The 19,866-nt window shown below is 64.2% G+C and carries 20 protein-coding genes; 10 read left to right on the top strand and 10 right to left on the bottom strand.

Annotated elements, in window-relative coordinates; genetic code table 11:
• Positions 1–37: 37 nt before the first annotated feature.
• Entirely contained in the window at positions 38–1,273 is a 1,236-nt protein-coding gene (locus L995_RS11500; protein ID WP_047471776.1) for a GNAT family N-acetyltransferase, read from the bottom strand.
• An 86-nt stretch (positions 1,274–1,359) separates the two neighbouring features.
• Here L995_RS11500 and L995_RS11495 point away from each other — a divergent pair, with 86 nt between their 5' ends.
• Positions 1,360–3,009 (top strand): NAD+ synthase, encoded by a 1,650-nt coding sequence (locus L995_RS11495; RefSeq protein ID WP_047471773.1) that lies wholly within the window; start codon positions 1,360–1,362, stop codon positions 3,007–3,009.
• Positions 3,010–3,080: 71 nt separating this feature from the next.
• Positions 3,081–3,419: a P-II family nitrogen regulator gene (locus tag L995_RS11490; RefSeq protein ID WP_012206673.1), complete on the top strand. Its 339-nt coding sequence runs from the start codon at positions 3,081–3,083 to the stop codon at positions 3,417–3,419.
• 88 nt (positions 3,420–3,507) lie between these two features.
• On the opposite strand, the gene L995_RS11485 is transcribed toward L995_RS11490, so the two are convergent.
• From L995_RS11485 to L995_RS11460, 6 genes are read right to left on the bottom strand one after another with little or no spacing between them, the layout of a single operon-like run.
• The gene (locus L995_RS11485) at positions 3,508–4,101 is read right to left on the bottom strand and encodes a TIGR00730 family Rossman fold protein (protein ID WP_016447421.1); all 594 of its coding nucleotides are present in this window, start codon (positions 4,099–4,101) and stop codon (positions 3,508–3,510) included.
• Positions 4,098–4,511 (bottom strand): diacylglycerol kinase, encoded by a 414-nt coding sequence (locus L995_RS11480; protein ID WP_016447420.1) that lies wholly within the window; start codon positions 4,509–4,511, stop codon positions 4,098–4,100. The genes L995_RS11485 and L995_RS11480 overlap by 4 nt, the downstream gene beginning before the upstream one ends.
• A 38-nt stretch (positions 4,512–4,549) precedes the next feature.
• Positions 4,550–5,092, bottom strand: a complete 543-nt coding sequence (locus L995_RS11475; protein WP_016447419.1) for an RDD family protein — start codon at positions 5,090–5,092, stop codon at positions 4,550–4,552.
• Between the two features lie 22 nt (positions 5,093–5,114).
• Entirely contained in the window at positions 5,115–5,966 is an 852-nt protein-coding gene (locus L995_RS11470) for a DUF3106 domain-containing protein (RefSeq protein WP_047471778.1), read from the bottom strand.
• Positions 5,967–5,986: 20 nt separating this feature from the next.
• On the bottom strand, positions 5,987–6,445 hold the full coding sequence (locus L995_RS11465) for a DUF3619 family protein (RefSeq protein ID WP_047471769.1): 459 nt from the start codon (positions 6,443–6,445) through the stop codon (positions 5,987–5,989).
• Positions 6,442–7,014 (bottom strand): RNA polymerase sigma factor, encoded by a 573-nt coding sequence (locus L995_RS11460; protein WP_016447416.1) that lies wholly within the window; start codon positions 7,012–7,014, stop codon positions 6,442–6,444. The genes L995_RS11465 and L995_RS11460 overlap by 4 nt, the downstream gene beginning before the upstream one ends.
• 275 nt (positions 7,015–7,289) lie before the next feature.
• Between L995_RS11460 and L995_RS11455 the strand changes: the two genes are divergently transcribed.
• From L995_RS11455 to L995_RS11425, 7 genes are all read left to right on the top strand, one after another.
• A complete protein-coding gene (locus L995_RS11455; RefSeq protein WP_016447415.1) occupies positions 7,290–9,071 on the top strand; it encodes an acetolactate synthase 3 catalytic subunit in 1,782 nt (593 codons plus the stop codon).
• 154 nt (positions 9,072–9,225) lie between these two features.
• Complete coding sequence (gene ilvN / locus L995_RS11450; RefSeq protein WP_012206665.1) at positions 9,226–9,717, top strand: acetolactate synthase small subunit; 492 nt, start codon at positions 9,226–9,228, stop codon at positions 9,715–9,717.
• Positions 9,718–9,794: 77 nt separating this feature from the next.
• Positions 9,795–10,811 (top strand): ketol-acid reductoisomerase, encoded by a 1,017-nt coding sequence (ilvC, locus tag L995_RS11445; RefSeq protein WP_016447414.1) that lies wholly within the window; start codon positions 9,795–9,797, stop codon positions 10,809–10,811.
• 209 nt (positions 10,812–11,020) lie between these two features.
• Positions 11,021–11,854, top strand: coding sequence for a CDP-diacylglycerol--serine O-phosphatidyltransferase (pssA, locus tag L995_RS11440; protein ID WP_012206663.1), 834 nt, complete (start codon positions 11,021–11,023; stop codon positions 11,852–11,854).
• A 226-nt stretch (positions 11,855–12,080) separates the two neighbouring features.
• The gene (gene leuA, locus L995_RS11435) at positions 12,081–13,766 is read left to right on the top strand and encodes a 2-isopropylmalate synthase (RefSeq protein WP_016451367.1); all 1,686 of its coding nucleotides are present in this window, start codon (positions 12,081–12,083) and stop codon (positions 13,764–13,766) included.
• A gap of 98 nt (positions 13,767–13,864) precedes the next feature.
• Entirely contained in the window at positions 13,865–15,403 is a 1,539-nt protein-coding gene (locus L995_RS11430; RefSeq protein WP_016447412.1) for a 2-isopropylmalate synthase, read from the top strand.
• 119 nt (positions 15,404–15,522) lie between these two features.
• Positions 15,523–16,620 carry a serine hydrolase gene (locus L995_RS11425; protein ID WP_047471767.1) on the top strand — a complete coding sequence of 366 codons (1,098 nt, stop codon included), beginning with the start codon at positions 15,523–15,525 and terminating at the stop codon, positions 16,618–16,620.
• Between the two features lie 88 nt (positions 16,621–16,708).
• Here L995_RS11425 and L995_RS11420 read toward each other — a convergent pair whose 3' ends face one another.
• The 3 genes from L995_RS11420 to aat form a co-directional block, all read right to left on the bottom strand.
• Positions 16,709–17,533 carry an IclR family transcriptional regulator gene (locus L995_RS11420; RefSeq protein WP_016447410.1) on the bottom strand — a complete coding sequence of 275 codons (825 nt, stop codon included), beginning with the start codon at positions 17,531–17,533 and terminating at the stop codon, positions 16,709–16,711.
• A gap of 127 nt (positions 17,534–17,660) precedes the next feature.
• The gene (locus L995_RS11415; protein WP_047471765.1) at positions 17,661–18,410 is read right to left on the bottom strand and encodes an arginyltransferase; all 750 of its coding nucleotides are present in this window, start codon (positions 18,408–18,410) and stop codon (positions 17,661–17,663) included.
• Complete coding sequence (gene aat / locus L995_RS11410) at positions 18,407–19,192, bottom strand: leucyl/phenylalanyl-tRNA--protein transferase (RefSeq protein WP_016451369.1); 786 nt, start codon at positions 19,190–19,192, stop codon at positions 18,407–18,409. Before aat ends, L995_RS11415 begins: the two co-directional genes overlap by 4 nt.
• A 237-nt stretch (positions 19,193–19,429) precedes the next feature.
• Between aat and L995_RS11405 the strand changes: the two genes are divergently transcribed.
• Entirely contained in the window at positions 19,430–19,756 is a 327-nt protein-coding gene (locus L995_RS11405; RefSeq protein WP_016447407.1) for a hypothetical protein, read from the top strand.
• Positions 19,757–19,866 lie beyond the last annotated feature (110 nt).

The raw sequence follows: 19,866 nt of genomic DNA, 5'->3' as shown, positions 1-19,866 counted from the left end.
CGGTCAGGGCGATGACGACTGGGAAACCTTCTGAGCCTCATTCCTGGCGCAGCGGGCTGTGCGCCTGCAGCTCCTGCAGGTAGCCGGCCATGCCTTCGCCCTCGCGGTCCAGAAAGCGCGAGATGGCGTCGGCGAAGGACGGGTGGGCAATCCAGTGGGCGCTGGGCGTCACCACGGGCAGCAGCGCCCGCGCCATCTTGTGTTCGCCCTGGGCGCCTCCCTCGAAGTGCGCAATCCCGCGTTCTATGCACCAGGCGATAGGCTGGTAGTAGCAGGCCTCGAAATGCAGGCAGTCCACGCGCTCCAGCGCGCCCCAGTAGCGGCCGTAGGCCGTGCCCTGCGGAATGTGCGGGATGTGCGGGATCTGCGGCGTGTCGCGGTCGCAACTGCCGGCTGAAAGCCGTGCGGCTGCCGCATCGAGTGCGATCAGGCTGCAGGCCATGGGTTGGCCGTCGCGCTCGGCGACGAACATCAGCCAGTTCTCGGGCATCTGGTGCGCCATGGCCTCGAAGAAGGCCGGCTGGAGGTACGGGGCGTTGCCGTGTTCCAGATAGGTGCGTTCGTGGCAGCGGTAGAAGAAGGCCCAGTCCTGGGCGCTCATGTCGGGGCCGTGCACTGCTCGAAAGCGCACGCCGGCCTCGTGCACCTTGCGCCGTTCCTGGCGAATCTTCTTGCGCTTTTCCTGGTTCAGCGTGGACAGAAAGTGGTCGAAGTCCCGGTGGCCCGCACCCCCGGCGTTCTGGTTGCTCCAGTGGAACTGCACGGTGCTGCGCTGCATCCAGCCGTCGGCGTCGCAGGCTGCCAGATCCTCGGCATCGCTGAACAGCAAATGCAGGGAAGACAGCTGCTGCGCCTGGGCCCATTCGCGCACGGCGCGCACCAGGGCCGCACGCAGCAGCGGCGTGCGTGCCAGCAGCCGGCTGCCCGGCACAGGCGTGAAAGGCACGGCGAGCACGCCCTTGGGGTAGTAATCCAGCCCATGCTGGGCGTAGGCGCGCGCCCAGGCAAAGTCGAACACGTACTCGCCATAGGAATGCGCCTTGGCGTAGACCGGGCAGGCGGCGACCAGCTCGCCGCCCTGCCAGAGCGTGACCACGCGGGCGGCCCAGCCGGTTTGCGGCACGGCGCTGCCGCTGGATTCCAGCGCGCTCAGGTACTCGTGGCGCATGAAGGGGGTGGGCGCAGCCTGCGATGCCAGCAGCGCATTCCAGGCCTGGGCATCGAGCTGCTGCACGCTGTCCAGCACGCGGGTGATAATTGCGGTTTCAGCCATGCCATTCCTTGCAGGCCCGTGTGACGCGCGCTGCCGCCTTGCGCTGTGGGGTGGCCTTGTCGGCCCTGTTGGCTCCATTGCATTCCATGACGCTCTCCATCTGCACTGCCCAGCTCAACTTTGTCGTGGGCGATCTGCCCGGCAATGTCCAGAAAATCATTGCCGCAGCCCGTGAAGCTTATGCCACGGGAGCGCGCTTGCTGCTGACTCCCGAGCTTGCCCTGTGCGGCTATGCGGCCGAAGACCTCTATCTGCGTCCCGCCTTTCTGGACGCCTGCGATCAGGCCGTGCAGCAGCTGGCGCTGGAGACCGCGCAATGGCCGGGCCTGGCGCTGGTGCTGGGCCATCCCTGGCGCGACCCCGGCGCTGGTGGCGCGTTGCGCAATGCAGCCAGCGTGCTGCGCGACGGGCGCGTGGAATGCAGCTACGCCAAGCAATGCCTGCCCAACTACGGCGTGTTCGACGAGCAGCGCTACTTTGTGGCCGGCCAGTCGCCTTGCGTGGTCGAGGTCCAGGCAGTTCGCGTGGGCTTGCTGATCTGCGAGGACGCCTGGCATCCCGGGCCGGCAAGCGCGTCTGCCGCGGCGGGTGCGCAATTGCTGGCCGTGATCAATGCTTCGCCCTTTCATGAGGGCAAGCAGGCCGAACGTGAAGCCACGCTGGCTGCACGTGCGCGTGAGACCGGCCTGCCCCTGGTCTACGCACATCTGGTCGGTGGCCAGGATGAAATTGTCTTCGATGGCAGCTCCTTTGCCGTGCACGCCGACGGCAGCATTGCCGCACGCGCGGCGGCCTTTGCCGAGGCGCTGCCGTTGGTGGAAGTGCGTGCCGGCGCGCAGGAATTGACGCTGGCCGCCGATGTGCAGCCACCGGTGGAGCACCTGCCGGCTCTGTGGTCCGCCCTGGTGCTGGCCGTGCGCGACTACGTGGGCAAGAACCGTTTCCCCGGCGCGCTGCTGGGCCTGTCGGGCGGGATCGACTCGGCCCTGGTGCTGGCGATTGCGGTCGATGCGCTGGGCGCGGACAAGGTGCACACGGTGATGATGCCTTCGCCCTATACGGCGGACATCAGCTGGATCGATGCGCGCGACATGGCCGAGCGTGTGGGCGTGCGCTATGACGAAATCTCCATCGCGCCCCAGTTCGAGGCCTTCAAGGCCGCCCTGGCTCCGGCCTTCGCGGGCCGCGCCGAGGACACGACCGAAGAGAACCTGCAGGCCCGCATCCGCGGCACCTTGCTGATGGGCCTGTCCAACAAGTTCGGCTCCGTGGTGCTGACCACCGGCAACAAGAGCGAGATGTCCACCGGCTACTGCACGCTCTATGGCGACATGGCCGGCGGCTTTGCCGTGATCAAGGACGTGCTCAAGACCGAGGTTTTTGCGCTGGCGCGCTGGCGCAATGCCAACGATCCGTTCGGCACGGGGCTGGACCCCATTCCGGATCGCATCATCACGCGCCCGCCCAGCGCCGAACTGCGCCCGGACCAGAAAGACCAGGACAGCCTGCCCGCTTATGAGGTGCTCGACGCCATCGTGCGCCGATACATGGAAAATAACGAAAGCATCGCCTCCATCGTGGCCGACGGATATGCCGGCGCCGATGTGGAGCGAGTGACGCGCCTCATCCAGATCAACGAATACAAACGCCGCCAGGCGCCCGTGGGGCCGCGGCTGACGCGCCGCAGCTTCGGCAAGGACTGGCGCTACCCGATCACCAACCGCTTTCGCGCTTGAAGCACCTGAGGCGGCGGGGTTTCCTGGCCAGCCGTCTTGCCCCGTATTGCATGCACTGAGGAGTTCACCCCATGAAAATGATCACCGCCATCATCAAGCCGTTCAAGCTGGAAGAGGTCCGCGAGGCACTGGCCGACTGCGGCGTAAATGGCCTGACCGTCACCGAGGTCAAGGGCTTTGGTCGCCAGAAGGGCCATACCGAGCTCTACCGTGGCGCCGAGTACGTGGTGGACTTCCTGCCCAAGGTGAAGATCGAGGTGGTGGTCCGCACGGAAGACGTGGACCGCTGCGTGGATGCCATCGTCAACGTGGCCCGCACGGGCAAGATCGGTGACGGGAAGATCTTCGTCACCGCCGTGGAGCGCGTGGTGCGCATCCGTACCGGCGAACTCGACGACGGAGCCATCTGAACCCGGCAGCAGTGCAGGGCGCACGCGGCGCCCTGGGCTCGACATCCGGATTCCAGCGGCCACCCCTGAACGGGTGGCCGTTTCCGTTTCAGATCACGGCGCGCAAGGGGGCCGTTTCCAGGCCCGTGCCCGCGTTCTGCACCAGGGATTGCAGCAGTGCGGGGATGTCGCTGCCGCTTTCTATCAGTCCCATCTGCCACTCGCCCATGAAGCCATGGCCCACGCAGGTCTGCAGGAACTGCAGCATGCTGTCGTAGTAGCCGTCCACATTGAGCAGGCCGATGGGCTTGTCGTGGTAGCGCAGCTGGCGCCAGGTCCAGACCTCGAACAATTCCTCGAAGGTGCCTATGCCGCCGGGCAGGGCGACGAAGGCATCGCTGCGCTCGGCCATCATGGCCTTGCGCTCGTGCATGGTCTGGACGATGTGCAGTTCGTCGCAGGCATGGTTGGCCAGCTCCTTGTCCACCAGCGCCTGCGGGATCACTCCCACGACGCGGCCACCGGCCTGCCGCGTGGCCTCGGCCACCTCGCCCATCAGGCCGCTGCGCCCGCCGCCGTAGACCAACTGGCCGCCGTGCTCGCCAATCCAGCGGCCGGTGGCGCGGGCGGCCTCGATGAAACCGGGCTGGTCGCCGGGGCGCGAGCCGCAATACACACAAATGGAAAACGTGGGATTTGTCATGCAATGAACCGTTGATAGAGAGCCGCCAGCCAGACGCCCGTGCACAGCAGCAGCGCCAGCAGCACGGCGGCGCTGCCCATGTCCTTGGCTTGCTTGGACAGGGCGTGCCATTCGGGGCCTATGCGATCGACCACGGCCTCGATGCCGCTGTTGAGCAATTCCACGATCAGCACCAGCAAGACCGTGCCCGCCAGCAGCGAGACCTCGATCCAGCTGCGTCCCAGCCAGAAAGCGGCAGGGATCAGCACGATGGCGGCCAGCGCTTCCTGGCGGAAGGCTTTCTCATTCCATCCGGCACGAAGGCCGGACAGCGAATAACCCGCAGCGTGCCAGACACGGTTCAGGCCCGTGCGGCTTTTCTGGGGATTGACAGGCGTGCTGTCGTTGGACTTGGGTGAAGCGGCGGGCATGCTGGGGAGTGTAGGAGATGCGATGCTGCCTTTGCCGCTCAGCGTTTTTTCCTGGGCGGCGGGGCCTGGTGGATCAGCTGTGTGCCGGCCCAGGCGTCATGCCAGAACTGGCGGCGCGGATGAAGGCGGCTGAGCAGGGCCCAGAGTGCCACCCACAGCACCAGCAGCACCAAGGTGGTCAAGGCCGGCACGCCGGTGGAGTAGGCCGCCAGCGGTGGCAGCAGCCAGATCCAGCTCAGCACATAGCGCCGCAGGGCGCGCAGCTGGCTGACGGGCTGGCCTGCAGCATCCACCAGGCGGATGTGCCAGGTCTTCATGGCCAATGTCTGCCCCTTGGACCAGAACCAGACGAAATAGATGCCCAGCACCACGAACATGAAGGCCTGCAGCGCATGGCGGTTGTCCATGGCGTTGCGCGTCTGAGACAAGGTGCCAAACAGATATCCGGCGATGAAGACCACGCCGAACAGCAGCATGCCCTCATATAGCCAGCAGGCCATGCGCCGGGCCAGGCGCGGGGCCATCCGTGGATCGGCGGCGGAGCCGGCTGCCGTGGAGGCGGGGGAGGTGGCGTTCGTCATGCGGGCGTGTCGGGGCGCTGCATCAATGCGAAGGGGCTGCTTCGCCGTGCGAGGGCTGTGGGGTGGCCTCGGCGCCGTCATGCAGTTCCATGGGCGGCAAGGGCATGGGTGTGGCCGAAGGCACTTCCACCGGGGCTGTCTCCACCAGCGCAGGCGGGCGCACGGGATGGGTTTCCACGGCCGAAGGCGACGCGACCGGTGGAACCGGAGGCGGCGGATTGTAGATGGTGGCTGGTGGAATCTTTGGGGGATTCGGAATGGTGGCCGGTGCCACCGAGGCCGCAGGAATCCGCGCCAGACGCTTGGGCGCCACGGGCTGTATGGCGTTGGCGGCGCCCTTGACCTTGGGCGCGGCGCGTGCAGCCAGAAGGCGTTTTTCTTCGTCGCTGAGCGCCTGGTAGGCCTCCCACTGGGCTCGCTTGTCCGTGGCAAGGCGGTTGGTCAGGGCGAAATTCAGGCGGGCCTGGCTGCGCTGCTGGGCGCTGAGGCTGGACCAGGTCTGCATGCGGTCGCGCAGCTTTTCCTGCTCCTTTTCGCTGAGCTTGTCCCAGCCTTCGGCCAATGCCATCCAGCGGCGCTTTTGCAGCGCGTCCATCATGGACCAGCGCTCGGAAAGGGGCTCGAGCACCCTGCTTTGCGCAGGCGTCAGCTCGGCCCAGCGTGGGCCGGAGGCCAGGGCCGTGGCGCGCTGGCGCGTGGCTGCGTCGCCATGCAGGGTCTTGGAGGCCGCAATGGTGGCCGGCGACACCGTGCTGGGCGCCAGCCGCACCTGTTGCACGACGCGCCAGCCGGTCCAGGCCAGCGCCATCAACAGCACCGCCGCCAGGATGGCGGCGGGTGATCGGTGGAACGCAGCGCGTGAATCAGTGGGCATGCAGGCAGGCAAGGCGGGTATCAGCGTTCCGTGTTGGTGGCCGAAGTCTTCAGGTACTGGATGAAACCGGGGTCGGCATAGGCGGCAGGGGGCAGGTCATCGGTCAGCAGGGCCGTATCGACCTCGGCAACCTCGGTCAGGCCAATCTGATCGGTCTGCACGTTGACGACCACCAGGCCAATGATGAGGGCCAGCACCGGCACGGCCGAGATCAGCGCGCGCCACCAGGTGCCGCCTTCGTCGCCAGAGCCCAGCGTCATGGTGGCACCCTGAGCCTGGGTTGCGCTGGCAGCCTGCACGGTCGCAGCGCGCAGTTCGCGCCGGCGAACGGACAGGGCGCGCTCGCGCCCAGCGCGCAGCCGCTCGGTGATGTCGTATGGCAGCAACGCCTCGCCGTCACCCAGGCGCGCGGTGATCCGGCGTGCGATGCGGTCGGCCGCCATTTCGCTGTGGAGAGTGAGAGTGGGCGCAGTCTTCATAGCTCGATTCCTTTGGCCTTCAGTGCCTTGCTCAATGTCTGGATGGCGCGGAAACAATGTGTTTTTACACTTCCTTCGGAACACCCCATCGCGGCAGCGGTCTCCGCAACGTCCATCTCTTCCCAATAACGCATCAGGAATGCTTCGCGTTGACGCGCCGGCAGCTCCTGTATCTCTTTTTCAATGCTTTGCAAAATCTGCGCCCGCTCGGTCAGATCCTCGGCGCTGCGGGCGGTTTCGCCGTTCTGTGCGGAGTCGGCGTAGGTCTCGAGCCAGTCGAAGTCCGCATCGTCGCCGGCCGAGGCCTCCAGATCGCTCATGCGGGTGAAGAGGGCGTTCTGCGTCTTTTGCCTGCGAAACCAGTCCAGGGTGCTGTTGGACAGGATGCGCTGGAAGAGCATGGGCAGCTCGGTGATGGGCTTGTCGCCATAGTGCTGCGCCAGCTTGAGCATGCTGTCCTGCACGATGTCCAGCGCCGCCTCCTCGTCCCGGACGTGGAAAAAGCTGCGCTTGAAGGCACGCTTTTCTACGCTTTTGAGGAAGTCGGATAGTTCTTGCTCGGTTGCCAAAAGGAACGCAGGCCCGGATGAGGGGCTCGTTGAGGGGGCTGAACGGACGCGGGACCCGATTATCGCACCGCAGTGTCAATTTTTTTCGCACGATGGCGCACAGGCTTGTTGCAGTGCGATAATGTCTGCTGCAATTCAAAAAGGCAAACGGGTCACGGTCCGGCGTTTACTCACTCGCCCATGTCTGTTGGTCCTAAGTCCCGCACCGGCCTCACAAGGGCTTCAGGCAAGGGGCACCCAAGGTTTTTCGTTAGAGAAATTCACAAAGGTTGATCATGGAAATTTCCAAAGCCGAGTACTCCAGCGCGGCAGCAGCGGCGTCGCAGTCCCATGCATCCCAGGAGCTGATGGGCTCCGAGATCCTCGTCAAGTCCCTGCAGGCCGAAGGCGTCAAGCAGCTTTGGGGCTATCCGGGCGGTGCGGTCCTGTACATCTACGACGCCCTCTACAAGCAAGACACCATTCAGCATGTGCTGGTGCGCCACGAGCAGGCGGCTGTGCATGCGGCAGACGGTTTTGCCCGTGCCACGGGTGAAGTCGGCGTGGCCCTGGTGACCTCGGGTCCCGGCCTGACCAACGCCGTCACCGGCATTGCCACCGCCTACACCGATTCCATTCCCCTGGTCGTGATCAGCGGCCAGACCTCGACGGCCTACATCGGCACCGATGCATTCCAGGAGTGCGACACCGTCGGCATTACCCGCCCCATCGTCAAGCACAACTTCCTGGTCAAGGATGTGCGCGAGCTGGCGGACACCATGAAGAAGGCCTTCCACATCGCGCGCACCGGCCGCCCCGGCCCCGTGGTGGTGGACATCCCCAAGGATGTGTCCTTCAAGAAGGCTCTCTACACCGGTTACCCCGAAAAGGTGGAGATGCGCTCCTACAACCCGGTGCGCAAGGGCCATGCCGGCCAGATCCGCAAGGCGCTGCAGTTGCTGCTGGCTGCCAAGCGTCCCTATATCTACACGGGTGGCGGCGTGCTGCTGGGCAATGCCTGCAACGAGCTGCGCACCCTGGTGGACATGCTGGGCTACCCGGTCACGCATACGCTGCTGGGCCTGGGTGCCTATCCGGCCAGCGACCGCAAGTTCCTCGGCATGCTGGGCATGCACGGCACCATCGAAGCCAACAACGCCATGCAGAACTGCGATGTGCTGCTGGCCGTGGGTGCGCGCTTCGACGACCGGGTGATCGGCAACCCCAAGCATTTCATGTCGGTGGAGCGCAAGATCATCCATATCGACATCGATCCCTCCTCCATCTCCAAGCGCGTGAAGGTGGACGTGCCCATCGTGGGCGACGTCAAGGAAGTGCTGACCGAGCTGATCTCAATGATCCGCGAGGCCAGCGCCCGCCCCGACGCTGCGGCCCTGGGCCAGTGGTGGGAGACCATCGAAGGCTGGCGCAGCCGCGACTGCCTGCAGTACAGCCGTGGCGACGGCTCGGTCATCAAGCCCCAGTACGTGGTGGAGACGCTGTGGAACATGACCCGCGACGCCGATGCCTACATCACGTCCGACGTGGGCCAGCACCAGATGTGGGCCGCGCAGTACTACCGCTTCGACGAGCCGCGCCGCTGGATCAACTCCGGCGGCCTGGGCACCATGGGCGTGGGCCTGCCCTACGCCATGGGCATCAAGCTGGCCAAGCCTGAATCCGAGGTGTTCTGCATCACGGGCGAAGGCTCTATCCAGATGAACATCCAGGAGCTGGCCACCTGCCTGCAGTACAACACGCCGGTCAAGGTGGTGTCGCTGAACAACCGCTACCTGGGCATGGTGCGCCAGTGGCAGGAGATCGAGTACTCGGGCCGCTATAGCAGCAGCTACATGGACTCGCTGCCCAACTTCGTGAAGCTGGCCGAGGCCTATGGCCACGTGGGCATGCTGATCGAGCGCCCCGAGGACGTGGAGCCCGCCCTGCGCGAGGCCCGCAAGCTCAAGGATCGGACGGTGTTCATGGACTTCCGCACCGATCCCACCGAGAATGTGTTCCCCATGGTGCAGGCCGGCCGTGGGATCACCGAGATGCTGCTGGGAGCTGACGACCTCTGAGCGAGCCCTTGGCCGGGTTCGCCAGGGCCTGTTCCTGCCGCATCTTCTTCAGTAGCCGCCCTCAAGGCGGCAACCCCTTGACGAATCTATTGCCTGCCAAGCCCGACGTTTACCGGCGCCGGGGGAGGGCAGCGAAAAGAGGAATCTTTCTTTCATGAAACACATCATTGCCGTGCTGCTCGAAAACGAGCCGGGAGCCTTGTCGCGCGTGGTGGGCCTGTTCTCGGCCCGCGGCTACAACATCGAATCGCTGACCGTGGCTCCCACGGAAGACGCATCGCTGTCGCGCATGACCATTCAGACGAATGGCTCCGAAGACGTGATCGAGCAGATCACCAAGCACCTGAACCGCCTGATCGAGGTCGTCAAGGTCGTGGACCTGACGGAAGGCTCCTATACCGAGCGCGAGCTCATGATGGTCAAGGTCCGCGCCGTGGGCAAGGAACGCGAGGAGATGAAGCGCATGGCCGACATCTTCCGCGGCCGCATCATCGACGTGACCGAAAAGAGCTACACGGTCGAGCTGACCGGCGACCAATCCAAGAACGACGCCTTCCTGCAGGCGTTGGACCGCACGGCCATTCTGGAAACCGTGCGTACCGGCTCCTGCGGCATCGGCCGCGGTGAGCGCATCCTGCGCGTTTGATGCGCTGCCAAGCGTCTGAACCTGAAACCTGTCCCCTTCCCCTTTCAACCCCTACACACACGAAGCCTGGAGCCAACATGAAAGTTTTCTACGACAAGGACTGTGACCTGAGCCTGATCAAGGGCAAGACCGTTGCCATCATCGGCTACGGCAGCCAGGGCCACGCACACGCTCAAAACCTGAACGAAAGCGGCGTGAAGGTCGTGGTCGGCCTGCGCAAGGGCGGCGCTTCCTGGGACAAGGTCGCCAAGGCTGGCCTGACCGTCGCTGAAGTCGACGACGCCGTGAAGGCCGCCGATCTGGTCATGATCCTGCTGCCGGATGAGAACATCCCCGAGGTCTACACCAACAACGTGGCCCCCAACATCAAGCAAGGCGCCACGCTGGCCTTTGCCCACGGCTTCAACATCCACTACAACCAGGTTGTGCCGCGCGCCGATCTGGACGTGATCATGGTCGCCCCCAAGGGCCCTGGCCACACCGTGCGCTCCGAATACCTCAAGGGCGGCGGCGTGCCTTCGCTGATCGCCGTGTACCAGGACAAGTCCGGCAAGGCCCGTGACCTGGCCCTGTCCTATGCCATGGCCAACGGTGGCGGCAAGGGTGGCATCATCGAAACCAACTTCAAGGAAGAAACCGAGACCGACCTGTTCGGCGAGCAGGCCGTTCTGTGCGGCGGCGCGGTGGAACTGGTGAAGATGGGCTTCGAGACCCTGACCGAAGCCGGCTACGCTCCCGAAATGGCCTACTTCGAGTGCCTGCATGAGCTCAAGCTCATTGTGGACCTGATGTACGAAGGCGGCATCGCCAACATGAACTACTCGATCTCGAACAACGCCGAATACGGCGAGTACGTGACGGGTACAGAAGTCATCAACGACAAGTCGCGCGAAGCCATGCGTGCTGCCCTCAAGCGCATCCAGACCGGCGAATACGCCAAGATGTTCATCCAGGAAGGCCGCACCAACTACCCGAGCATGACGGCCCGCCGCCGCATGAACGCCGAACACGCCATCGAAAAGGTGGGCGGCCAGCTGCGCGCCATGATGCCCTGGATCTCCAAGAACAAGCTGGTTGACCAGAGCCGCAACTGAGATTGCTGCATTCCATCTTGCATGGGTCGCGCATGCGGCCTACGCAAGGTGCAGGACAAGGCCACCCCGACGGGTGGCCTTTTTCGTGCAGAGAAGGGGGCAGCGCGCAGGTACACTGACCCTTTCGGGGCGGCACTGTCCGCTCCCTTAGAATACTATCGTTTTAATAGCTGCTCACGCTTGCGTGCGCTGTGCTGGAGGCCGGATTGATGCAAAACCACAATGAGTCCAACGAAATCGAAGGCGTGGTGGTGCGCAAGCGCCGCAAGGGTATCTACATCCTGCCCAACCTGTTCACGCTGGCTGCGCTGTTCGGTGGCTTCTACGCCATCGTGATGGCCATGAATGGCCGCTTTGAACTGGCTGCCGCAGGCGTGTTCTGCGCCATGGTGCTGGACAGTCTTGACGGCCGCGTGGCACGCATGACCAATACGCAAAGCGCCTTTGGCGAACAGATGGACTCGCTGTCGGACATGGTGTCCTTCGGGGCCGCTCCCGCCTTGATCGCCTATGAGTGGGCGCTTAAGGGCATTGGTCGCTGGGGCTGGATTGCCGCCTTTGTCTATTGCGCCTGCGCCGCCCTGCGGCTGGCGCGTTTCAACGTGAATACCGGCACGGTGGACAAGCGCTGGTTCCAGGGCCTGCCTTCGCCTGCGGCGGCGGCGCTGGTCACGGGCTTCATCTGGCTGCTGGACGAGGCGGGCCTGCTGCGCGGCCAGGATGCCTGGCTGAGCTGGACGCAGATCACCTGGATCATGTTCTTCCTGACGCTGTACGCGGGCCTGACCATGGTCACCAACGTGCCTTTCTACAGCTTCAAGGACGTGCATTTCAAGAAGAGCGTGCCCTTTGCGGCCATCGTGCTGATCGCCCTGGGCATCGCCATCATCAATATCCATCCGCCCATCGTGCTGTTCGGCGTGTTCCTGCTCTACGGTTTCTCTGGCTACGGCGTCTATGCATGGCGCAAGGCCAAGGGCCAGCGCACCAGCGTCATCAGCACCTCGACCGATGAGCCTGAAGAGCGCGGCCTGCACAAATGATGCGCCGCAGCATCTTCACAGCGCCTGAGAACCTGTGCTAAAGTGACCTGCATGCAATACCTGTCGCTAGCTCTACTACTGATGTCCCACGGGCAGAGACAGTAGCGCGCGCGTACATTCCTACTTTCACGGCCCGTTTGCACCAGCGACGGGCCGTTTTGCGTTTGTGGGGTCGCTGGAGCAGGTGGGTCTTGTTTTTACCTAGACGATAGAAAGCACTTCAGCCATGTTGCAAAACCCTTCGACCAAGTACCGTCCGTTCGCTCCGGTCCGCCTGCAAGACCGTCGCTGGCCCGATGCGGTGATCACTCAGGCCCCGGTCTGGTGCAGCGTGGACCTGCGCGATGGCAACCAGGCGCTGATCGAGCCCATGGACATCGATCGCAAGATGCGCATGTTCGAGCAACTGGTGAAGATCGGCTTCAAGGAAATCGAGGTCGGCTTTCCTTCCGCGTCCCAGGTCGAGTTCGACTTCATGCGCAAGCTCATCGAGGAAAACCGCATTCCCGATGACGTGACCGTCCAGGTGCTGACCCAGGCGCGCGAGCACCTCATCCGCCGTACCTTCGAGGCGCTCGAAGGCGTGCCCCGGGCCATCGTCCACCTCTACAACGCCACCGCGCCCGTGATGCGCCGCGTGGTATTGAACATGAGCGAGGACGAGATCGTCGAGCTGGCCACCACCAATGCCCGCATGTTCAACGAGATCGCTGCCGGCTATCCCCAGACGCAGTGGACCTTCCAGTACTCGCCCGAGATGTATTCGGACACCGAGCTGGAGTTTTCCAAGCGCGTCATCGATGCCGTCACCGATGTATGGCAGCCCACGCCCGAGCGCAAGTGCATCATCAACCTGCCCACCACCGTGGAGCACTCCACGCCCAACATCTTCGCCGACATGGTGGAGTGGACGCATCGCCACATCCAGCGCCGCGACTCCATCGTGCTGTCCGTGCATCCGCACAATGACCGCGGCACGGGCACGGCCACGGCCGAGCTGGCGTTGATGGCCGGTGCGGACCGCCTTGAAGGCTGCCTGTTCGGCAATGGCGAGCGCACGGGCAACCTCGATGTGGTCAACGTGGCGTTGAACATGTACATCCAGGGCGTGTCGCCTGGCCTGGATTTCTCCGATATCGACGGCATCCGCAGCACGGTCGAGCATTGCAACCAGCTGCCCGTGCATCCGCGCCATCCCTATGTGGGCGATCTGGTCTACACCTCGTTCTCGGGCTCGCACCAGGATGCCATCAAGAAGGCCTTCGCCGATCGCAAGGACGGCGACATCTGGGACATGCCCTATCTGCCCATCGACCCCAAGGACCTGGGCCGCAGCTACGAGGCCGTGATCCGCGTCAACAGCCAGTCCGGCAAGGGCGGCATCGCCTATCTGCTTGAAAGCGAGTATGGCCTCCAATTGCCGCGTCGCCTGCAGATCGAGTTCAGCCAGGTGGTCCAGCGCGAGATGGATGCCAGCGGCAAGGAGCTGGCCGCGGCCGACCTGTGGTCGCTGTTCCAGCGCGAGTACGGCCTGCAATCCGTGCAGGCACCGCATTACCGCCTCAGCGAGAACGACGGCGTGGTCAGCCTGTCGGCCGATCTGTCCGTTGACGGCGGCAAGCGCACGGTCGAGGCGCAAGGCACGGGGCCCATCGATGCCTTCGTGCAGGCGCTGAGCGAGCACAGCGGCCGGGCCGTGCGCGTGCTGGACTACAACGAGCATGCCATCGGCGAGGGTGCCAATGCCAAGGCCATTGCCTACGTGGAACTGCGCGTGGACGAGTTGCACGTGTGCTACGGCGTCGGGGTTGATGCGAATATCGTCTCCGCTTCGTTCCGGGCCATCATGTCGGGCTTGCAGCGCGTGCCCTCTGCCGAGAAGGTGACGGTGCAGGAGGCGGTTGCCGCTTAAATTCCATTGCCTAGCCGGTGCAGCCACAAGCGCACCGGCTTTTTTCGTCACCTGCCCGTGGGCAGGAGATTCGCATCCACAAGAAAGACGAGACTCCCATGACCGACCAATTGATCATTTTCGACACCACCTTGCGTGACGGCGAGCAGTCGCCCGGTGCCTCCATGACCCGCGACGAAAAGCTGCGCATCGCGCGCCAGCTCGAGCGGCTGAAGGTCGATGTGATCGAGGCCGGTTTTGCGGCGAGTTCCAATGGCGACTTCGAGTCGGTGCAGGCCATTGCGCGTGCCATCAAGGACTCCACCATCTGCTCGCTGGCCCGTGCCAATGACCGCGACATCGCCCGTGCGGCCGAGGCTCTGAAGGACGCCAGCCGCGCGCGCATCCACACTTTCATTGCCACCAGTGCGCTGCACATGGAGAAAAAGCTGCGCATGACGCCCGAGCAGGTGCTGGAGCAGGCGCGCCAGTCGGTGCGATTTGCGCGCAACCTGATCGCCGACATCGAGTTCAGCCCCGAAGACGGCTACCGCAGCGACCCGGACTTTCTGTGCCGCGTCATCGAGACAGTGATTGCCGAAGGCGCGACCACCATCAACGTGCCCGACACCGTGGGCTACGCCATTCCGGAGCTGTACGGCGCCTTCATCAAGAACTTGCGCGAGCGCGTGCCCAACAGCGACAAGGCCGTCTGGAGCGTGCATTGCCACAACGACCTGGGCATGGCCGTGGCCAACTCGCTGGCCGGCGTCAAGCTCGGCGGGGCGCGCCAGATCGAGTGCACCATCAACGGCCTGGGCGAACGCGCGGGCAACTGCTCGCTCGAGGAGGTGGTGATGGCCATCAAGACGCGCAAGGACTACTTCGGCCTTGACGTCAACATCGACGCCCAGCACATCGTGGCCGCCAGCCGCATGGTCAGCCAGACCACGGGCTTCGTGGTGCAGCCCAACAAGGCCGTCGTGGGCGCCAACGCCTTCGCCCACGCCTCGGGCATCCATCAGGATGGCGTGCTCAAGGCGCGCGACACCTACGAAATCATGCGTGCCGAGGATGTGGGCTGGAGCGCCAACAAGATCGTGCTGGGCAAGCTCAGCGGCCGCAATGCCTTCAAGCAGCGCCTGCAGGAGCTGGGCGTGGAACTCGACAGCGAAGCCGCGATCAACACTGCCTTTGCGGCCTTCAAGGAACTGGCCGACCGCAAGAGTGAAATCTTCGACGAGGACATCCTGGCCCTGGTGACCGAGCAGGATGCGCATCAGCAGGCCGATCCCTTCCAGTTCATCTCGCTGGCCCAGCAAAGCGAAACGGGTGAGCGCCCACACGCGTCGGTGGTGTTCAGCCGCGATGGCCGTGAGATCAAGGCTCAGTCCGACGGCAATGGCCCGGTCGATGCCTCGTTCAAGGCCATCGAGTCCGAGGTGAAGAGCGGTGCCGAGATGCTGCTGTACTCGGTCAACGCCATCAGCGGCTCCACCGAGAGCCAGGGCGAAGTGACCGTTCGCCTGCAGCGCAGCGGGCGCGTGGTCAACGGCGTGGGCGCGGACCCGGACATCGTCGTGGCCTCGGCCAAGGCCTATCTGAGCGCGTTGAACAAATTACACAGCAATGCAGAGGTCGTGGCTGCGCAGGGGTGAGCACTCGCCTTATAATTTCATTTAAATTATCGAAAAGTCGCACAAGTTATTGTCGCAGTGCGACTTTTTCGATTAATGTAAGGTCTAGTCACAAATTCTTGCTGCTTGGAGCATTTCTCATGCCCACCCTACGCCGTGCCCGCCTCGGTCGATTTGCTCAGGTTCTCTCGTTGCTGGCCCTGAGTTGTGCTCTCACTGCCCCGGGCGCGCATGCCGCACCGGCCAAGAAAGCTGCCAAGAAACAGGTGGCCGTGGCCCCTGTCAAGAAGAAGGCCGTGAAGGAGCGCGCCACGGCGGCTCCCCAGGGCAAGCGCGTTGCCAAGAGCGCACGCCAGCCCAGCCGCGTGGCCGCCCGCAGCGCTGCCAGCCCCATTCGTGCCGTTGCCTACGAGCCACGCCTGTCGTTCGGGCAGATGGCCGGGCTGCATGCAGTGGCCGATCCTCTTGATCTCAAGAGCAGCGTGGCCCTGGTCATGGACCAGGACACCCACGAAGTGCTGCTCAGCAAGAACGACCATGCCGTGTTGCCCATCGCCTCGCTGACCAAGCTGATGACGGGTCTGCTGATTTCCCAGGCCCATCTGCCCATGGATGAATCCATCACCATCACGCAGGATGATGTGGATACCGAAAAGGGCAGCAGTTCGCGCCTGGCCGTGGGCACCACGCTCACCCGTGCCGAAATGCTGCACCTGGCCCTGATGTCCAGCGAAAACCGTGCTGCCCATGCGCTGGGTCGCACCTTCCCAGGTGGCCTGGATGCCTTCGTCCAGCAGATGAATGCCAAGGCGCGCCTGCTGGGCATGACCGATACCCGTTACGTGGAGCCCACCGGGCTGTCCAGCCGCAACCAGTCCAGCGCCCGTGATCTGGCCGTGCTCGTGAATGTGGCGCACAGTGATCCGCTGGTGCGCGAGTACACCACTTCGCCCGGCTATGAAGTGGCCGTGGGCCGCCGCACGCTGCAGTACAACAACACCAACCGCCTGGTGCTGAGCCCGACCTGGGATATCGGCCTGCAAAAGACCGGCTACATCTCCGAAGCGGGTCGTTGCCTGGTCATGCAGGCGCAGGTGGCTGGCCGCAAGATCATCATGGTCTTCCTGGACTCCGCCGGAAAGTTCAGCCGCCTGGGCGATGCCGAGCGCGTACGCCACTGGGTGGAATCCATGGGGCAGGTGGCCGGCGATTCCATGATCCACAAGGTCAAGGGCTGAGTTTCTTCCCCTCAACAACAAAGGCGCCCTGGGCGCCTTTGTTGTTTTTGATGACCGGTCTTGCTGCTTGCGGATGGCTGCTTGCAGATCAGTGGCTGCTGCGCGCGTAGGGATTGGGGGGCGGGGCTGCAGGGCGGACCGCATTGAAGCCCAGGGCGCCCGAGATCTCCTGCGCGGTGGCCTGGAGCTTGGACAACCAGCTTTCGTCCAGCCGGTCGGCGGGAGCGGAGATGGACAGGCCGGCCACCAGCTTGCCCTGGTCGTCATAGATGCCGGCGGCCATGCAGCGCACGCCCAGCTCCAGCTCCTCGTTGTCGCGGGCGACGCCATGGTGGCGTACCTTGTCCAGCTCGTTTTCCATGTCGGCAAGCCGCGTGATGCTGAAGTGCGTCTTGCCGGGAAGGCCGGTGCGTGTGGCGTAGGCGCGCACCTGCTGCGCATCATCGGCCGCGAGAAACAGCTTGCCATTGGATGTGAGGTGCAGCGGCGCATGGCCGCCAATGGCGCGCACCACCTGCATGCCCGAGCGCTCGCTGTAGGCGCGTTCCACATAGACGATTTCATCGCCCTGGCGCACGCTGAGGCTGACCGGCTGCTGAATCTGCTTGTGCAGCTGGCGCATGGGAATCAGGGCCGCTTCGCGCACGCTCAGGCGGGCCTTGACCAGGTTGCCCAGCTCCAGGAAACGCATGCCCAGCCGGTAGCTGCCCGATTCGGGGCGGTCGACAAAGCGGCCGATGGCCAGGTCGTTGAGAATGCGGTGCGTGGTGGAGGGGTGCAGGCCGGTGCGCTCGCTGATCTCCTTGAGCGATACCGCTTCCTCACGCGAGGCCAACACGTCGATCAACGTGAACATGCGTTCCAGGACCTGGACGCTGGGCTTGGGCGAGGCCGCGTTATCGTCTTTTTTCATGAGGCGCAAGGGGATTTCGGGATTCGGTCATTCTAGCGGCGGGCATGGCTTGGCGGCATATGTGCCGCCTGCAAACAGCGGCCATGTGCATAAGAAATGTCGCTGAAAGGGGCGCGGTGGCGCCATATCAGCGTGGCAGCTGATCCACGCGCTGCCAGCGCTCGTCCACGCGCACTTCATGGGGAAGAAAGCGCGCCTTGTAATTCATCTTCTGGCTGTCGGCGATCCAGTAGCCCAGGTAGACATAGGGCAGGCTCATGGAGCGTGCCTGATCGATCTGCCACAGCACGTTGAACGTGCCGTAGCTGGCCTGGTCATTGGGCTCGTAGAAGGTGTAGACGGCGGACAGCCCGTCTTCCAGCACATCGAGGATGGAGACCATCTTCAGCCTGCCGACTGCGCCGTCGGCCGCCGGTGCGCGGAACTCCACAAGCCGTGAGTTGACGCGGCTTTGCAGCAGGAACTGCGTGTACTGGTCCACGCTGTCGTGGTCCATGCCGCCGCCGCTGTGACGGCTTTGCTGGTAGCGCAGGTACAGCTGGTAATGCTCGTTCGAGTAATGCAGGCGCTGGATCGATGCCGTGAGATCGGCGTGGCGCATGGCGGCGCGGCGCTGGCTGCGGTCCGGGCGGAAATCGTGGACCAGGATGCGCATGGGCACGCAGGCCCGGCAACCATCGCAATACGGCCGGTAGGTGAACATTCCGCTGCGGCGAAACCCCAGGGAGACCAGCTCCGAATAGGCGCTGTTCTGGATCAGGTGGCTGGGCGTGGCCACTTGCGAACGCGCCAGCCGGCCATCCAGGTAGCTGCAGGGATAGGCGGCTGTGGCGTAGAACTGCAGGGCCTGCAGCGGAAGATCGTTCGGGTGCGTCATGGTGTGCTGGCGGCAGCCGGTGATGTGCTGCCGGCGTCACCGGACGGCGGCAGCAACTCGTTCCAGTATACGTTTTCGAATTGCCAGTGCATGGGCGGCAACTGGCTTTGCTCTGCCACGGTGCGCAGGAACTGGGAGCGGGGCATCTCGCGCGCGCCCAGCGAAGCCAGGTGCTGCGTGGCCTGCTGGCAATCGATTTGCGCGGCGCCTTGGTGCCGGCACAGCGCCACCAGTGCCGACAGTGCGATCTTGGATGCGTCTGTGGCATGCGCGAACATGGACTCGCCGAATACGGCGCGGCCCAGCGCCACGCAGTACAGGCCGCCCACCAGGCGCCCGTCGATCCAGGTTTCCACGCTGTGGGCTGCACCCTGGCGGTGCAGTTCGGTATAGGCGTCGAGAATTTCCTGCACGATCCAGGTGCCATCCTGATCACGGCGCACCGTTTGGGCACAGTGCTGCATCACGGCCTCGAAAGCGCTGTCGATGCGGATCTCGCAGCCGGCGGTGGAGCGAAAGCGCTGCAATGTCTTGCGCAGGCTGCGGTGCAGCCGGAACTGCGATGTCTGCAGCACCATGCGTGGATCGGGCGACCACCATAGCGTGGGCTGGCCTTCGCTGAACCAGGGAAAAATGCCCTGGCTGTAGGCGATGCGCAGGTGCGCCGCATCCAGCGTGCCGCCTGCGGCCAGCAGGCCCGGAATCGGGTCGTTGGGGCCCCATGCCGTTTCCACAGGAGGGAAGGCCTGGTGGGGAATGAGCCATGGGAGGGGGTGGGACATGATCGGGTGCGGACTGAAAAATAATGGATTCGTGCTTCTCTGCAGCCGCAGTCTTGCACAAACCATGGTGAAGAGGGTTGCGTGGATGCGAGAGCATCGCCTGGCCGGGGTAAGTGAACCTCCTACGCGGCCTTGTCCCGCCAGGGGACAGCGCCGCCAGGCCGGGTTGGCTATCCTGGGCTTGTCTTCTTGCGGATGCATGGCTTTCGCTGCGAAGACATCGAAGGAGGATGAGCGATGTTTTTCAGCAAAATCTTTGGCGCAAGCCTTGCCGAGCCGCGCTATATCCGTCGCACCCGGGCCTACCTGCAGGAGGCACGCATGGCGATGCTGGAGCACACCATTGCTGCCGAATACTACAAGTCCTCTGCGGACATGTATGCGGAGCGGGCTGCGCGGCTGGAGGAAGAGCTGCGTGCATGGGAAGAGGGTGTGGAGCAAGCGCGTGCTGCGCACGGTGCGCGTCGCGCACATGCCAAGCACGGCAAGCCTGTCACCGTGGAGTCGGCCGCCCCTGCCGCAGCGCCGAGCACGCCGACTGTCGGCATGGTGCGCGCAGCCTGAGCAAACAAAAAAGCCCGCATGCGCTGGCATGCGGGCTTTTCATCTGGCTCCTCAACCTGGGCTCGAACCAGGGACCTACGGATTAACAGTCCGGCGCTCTACCAACTGAG

The sequence above is a fragment of the Delftia sp. ZNC0008 genome, assembly GCF_000799035.1.
Lineage (GTDB): Bacteria > Pseudomonadota > Gammaproteobacteria > Burkholderiales > Burkholderiaceae_C > Comamonas > Comamonas tsuruhatensis.
Note: the sequence above shows the minus strand (reverse complement) of the source record. Positions and strands in the feature narration are given on the sequence as shown.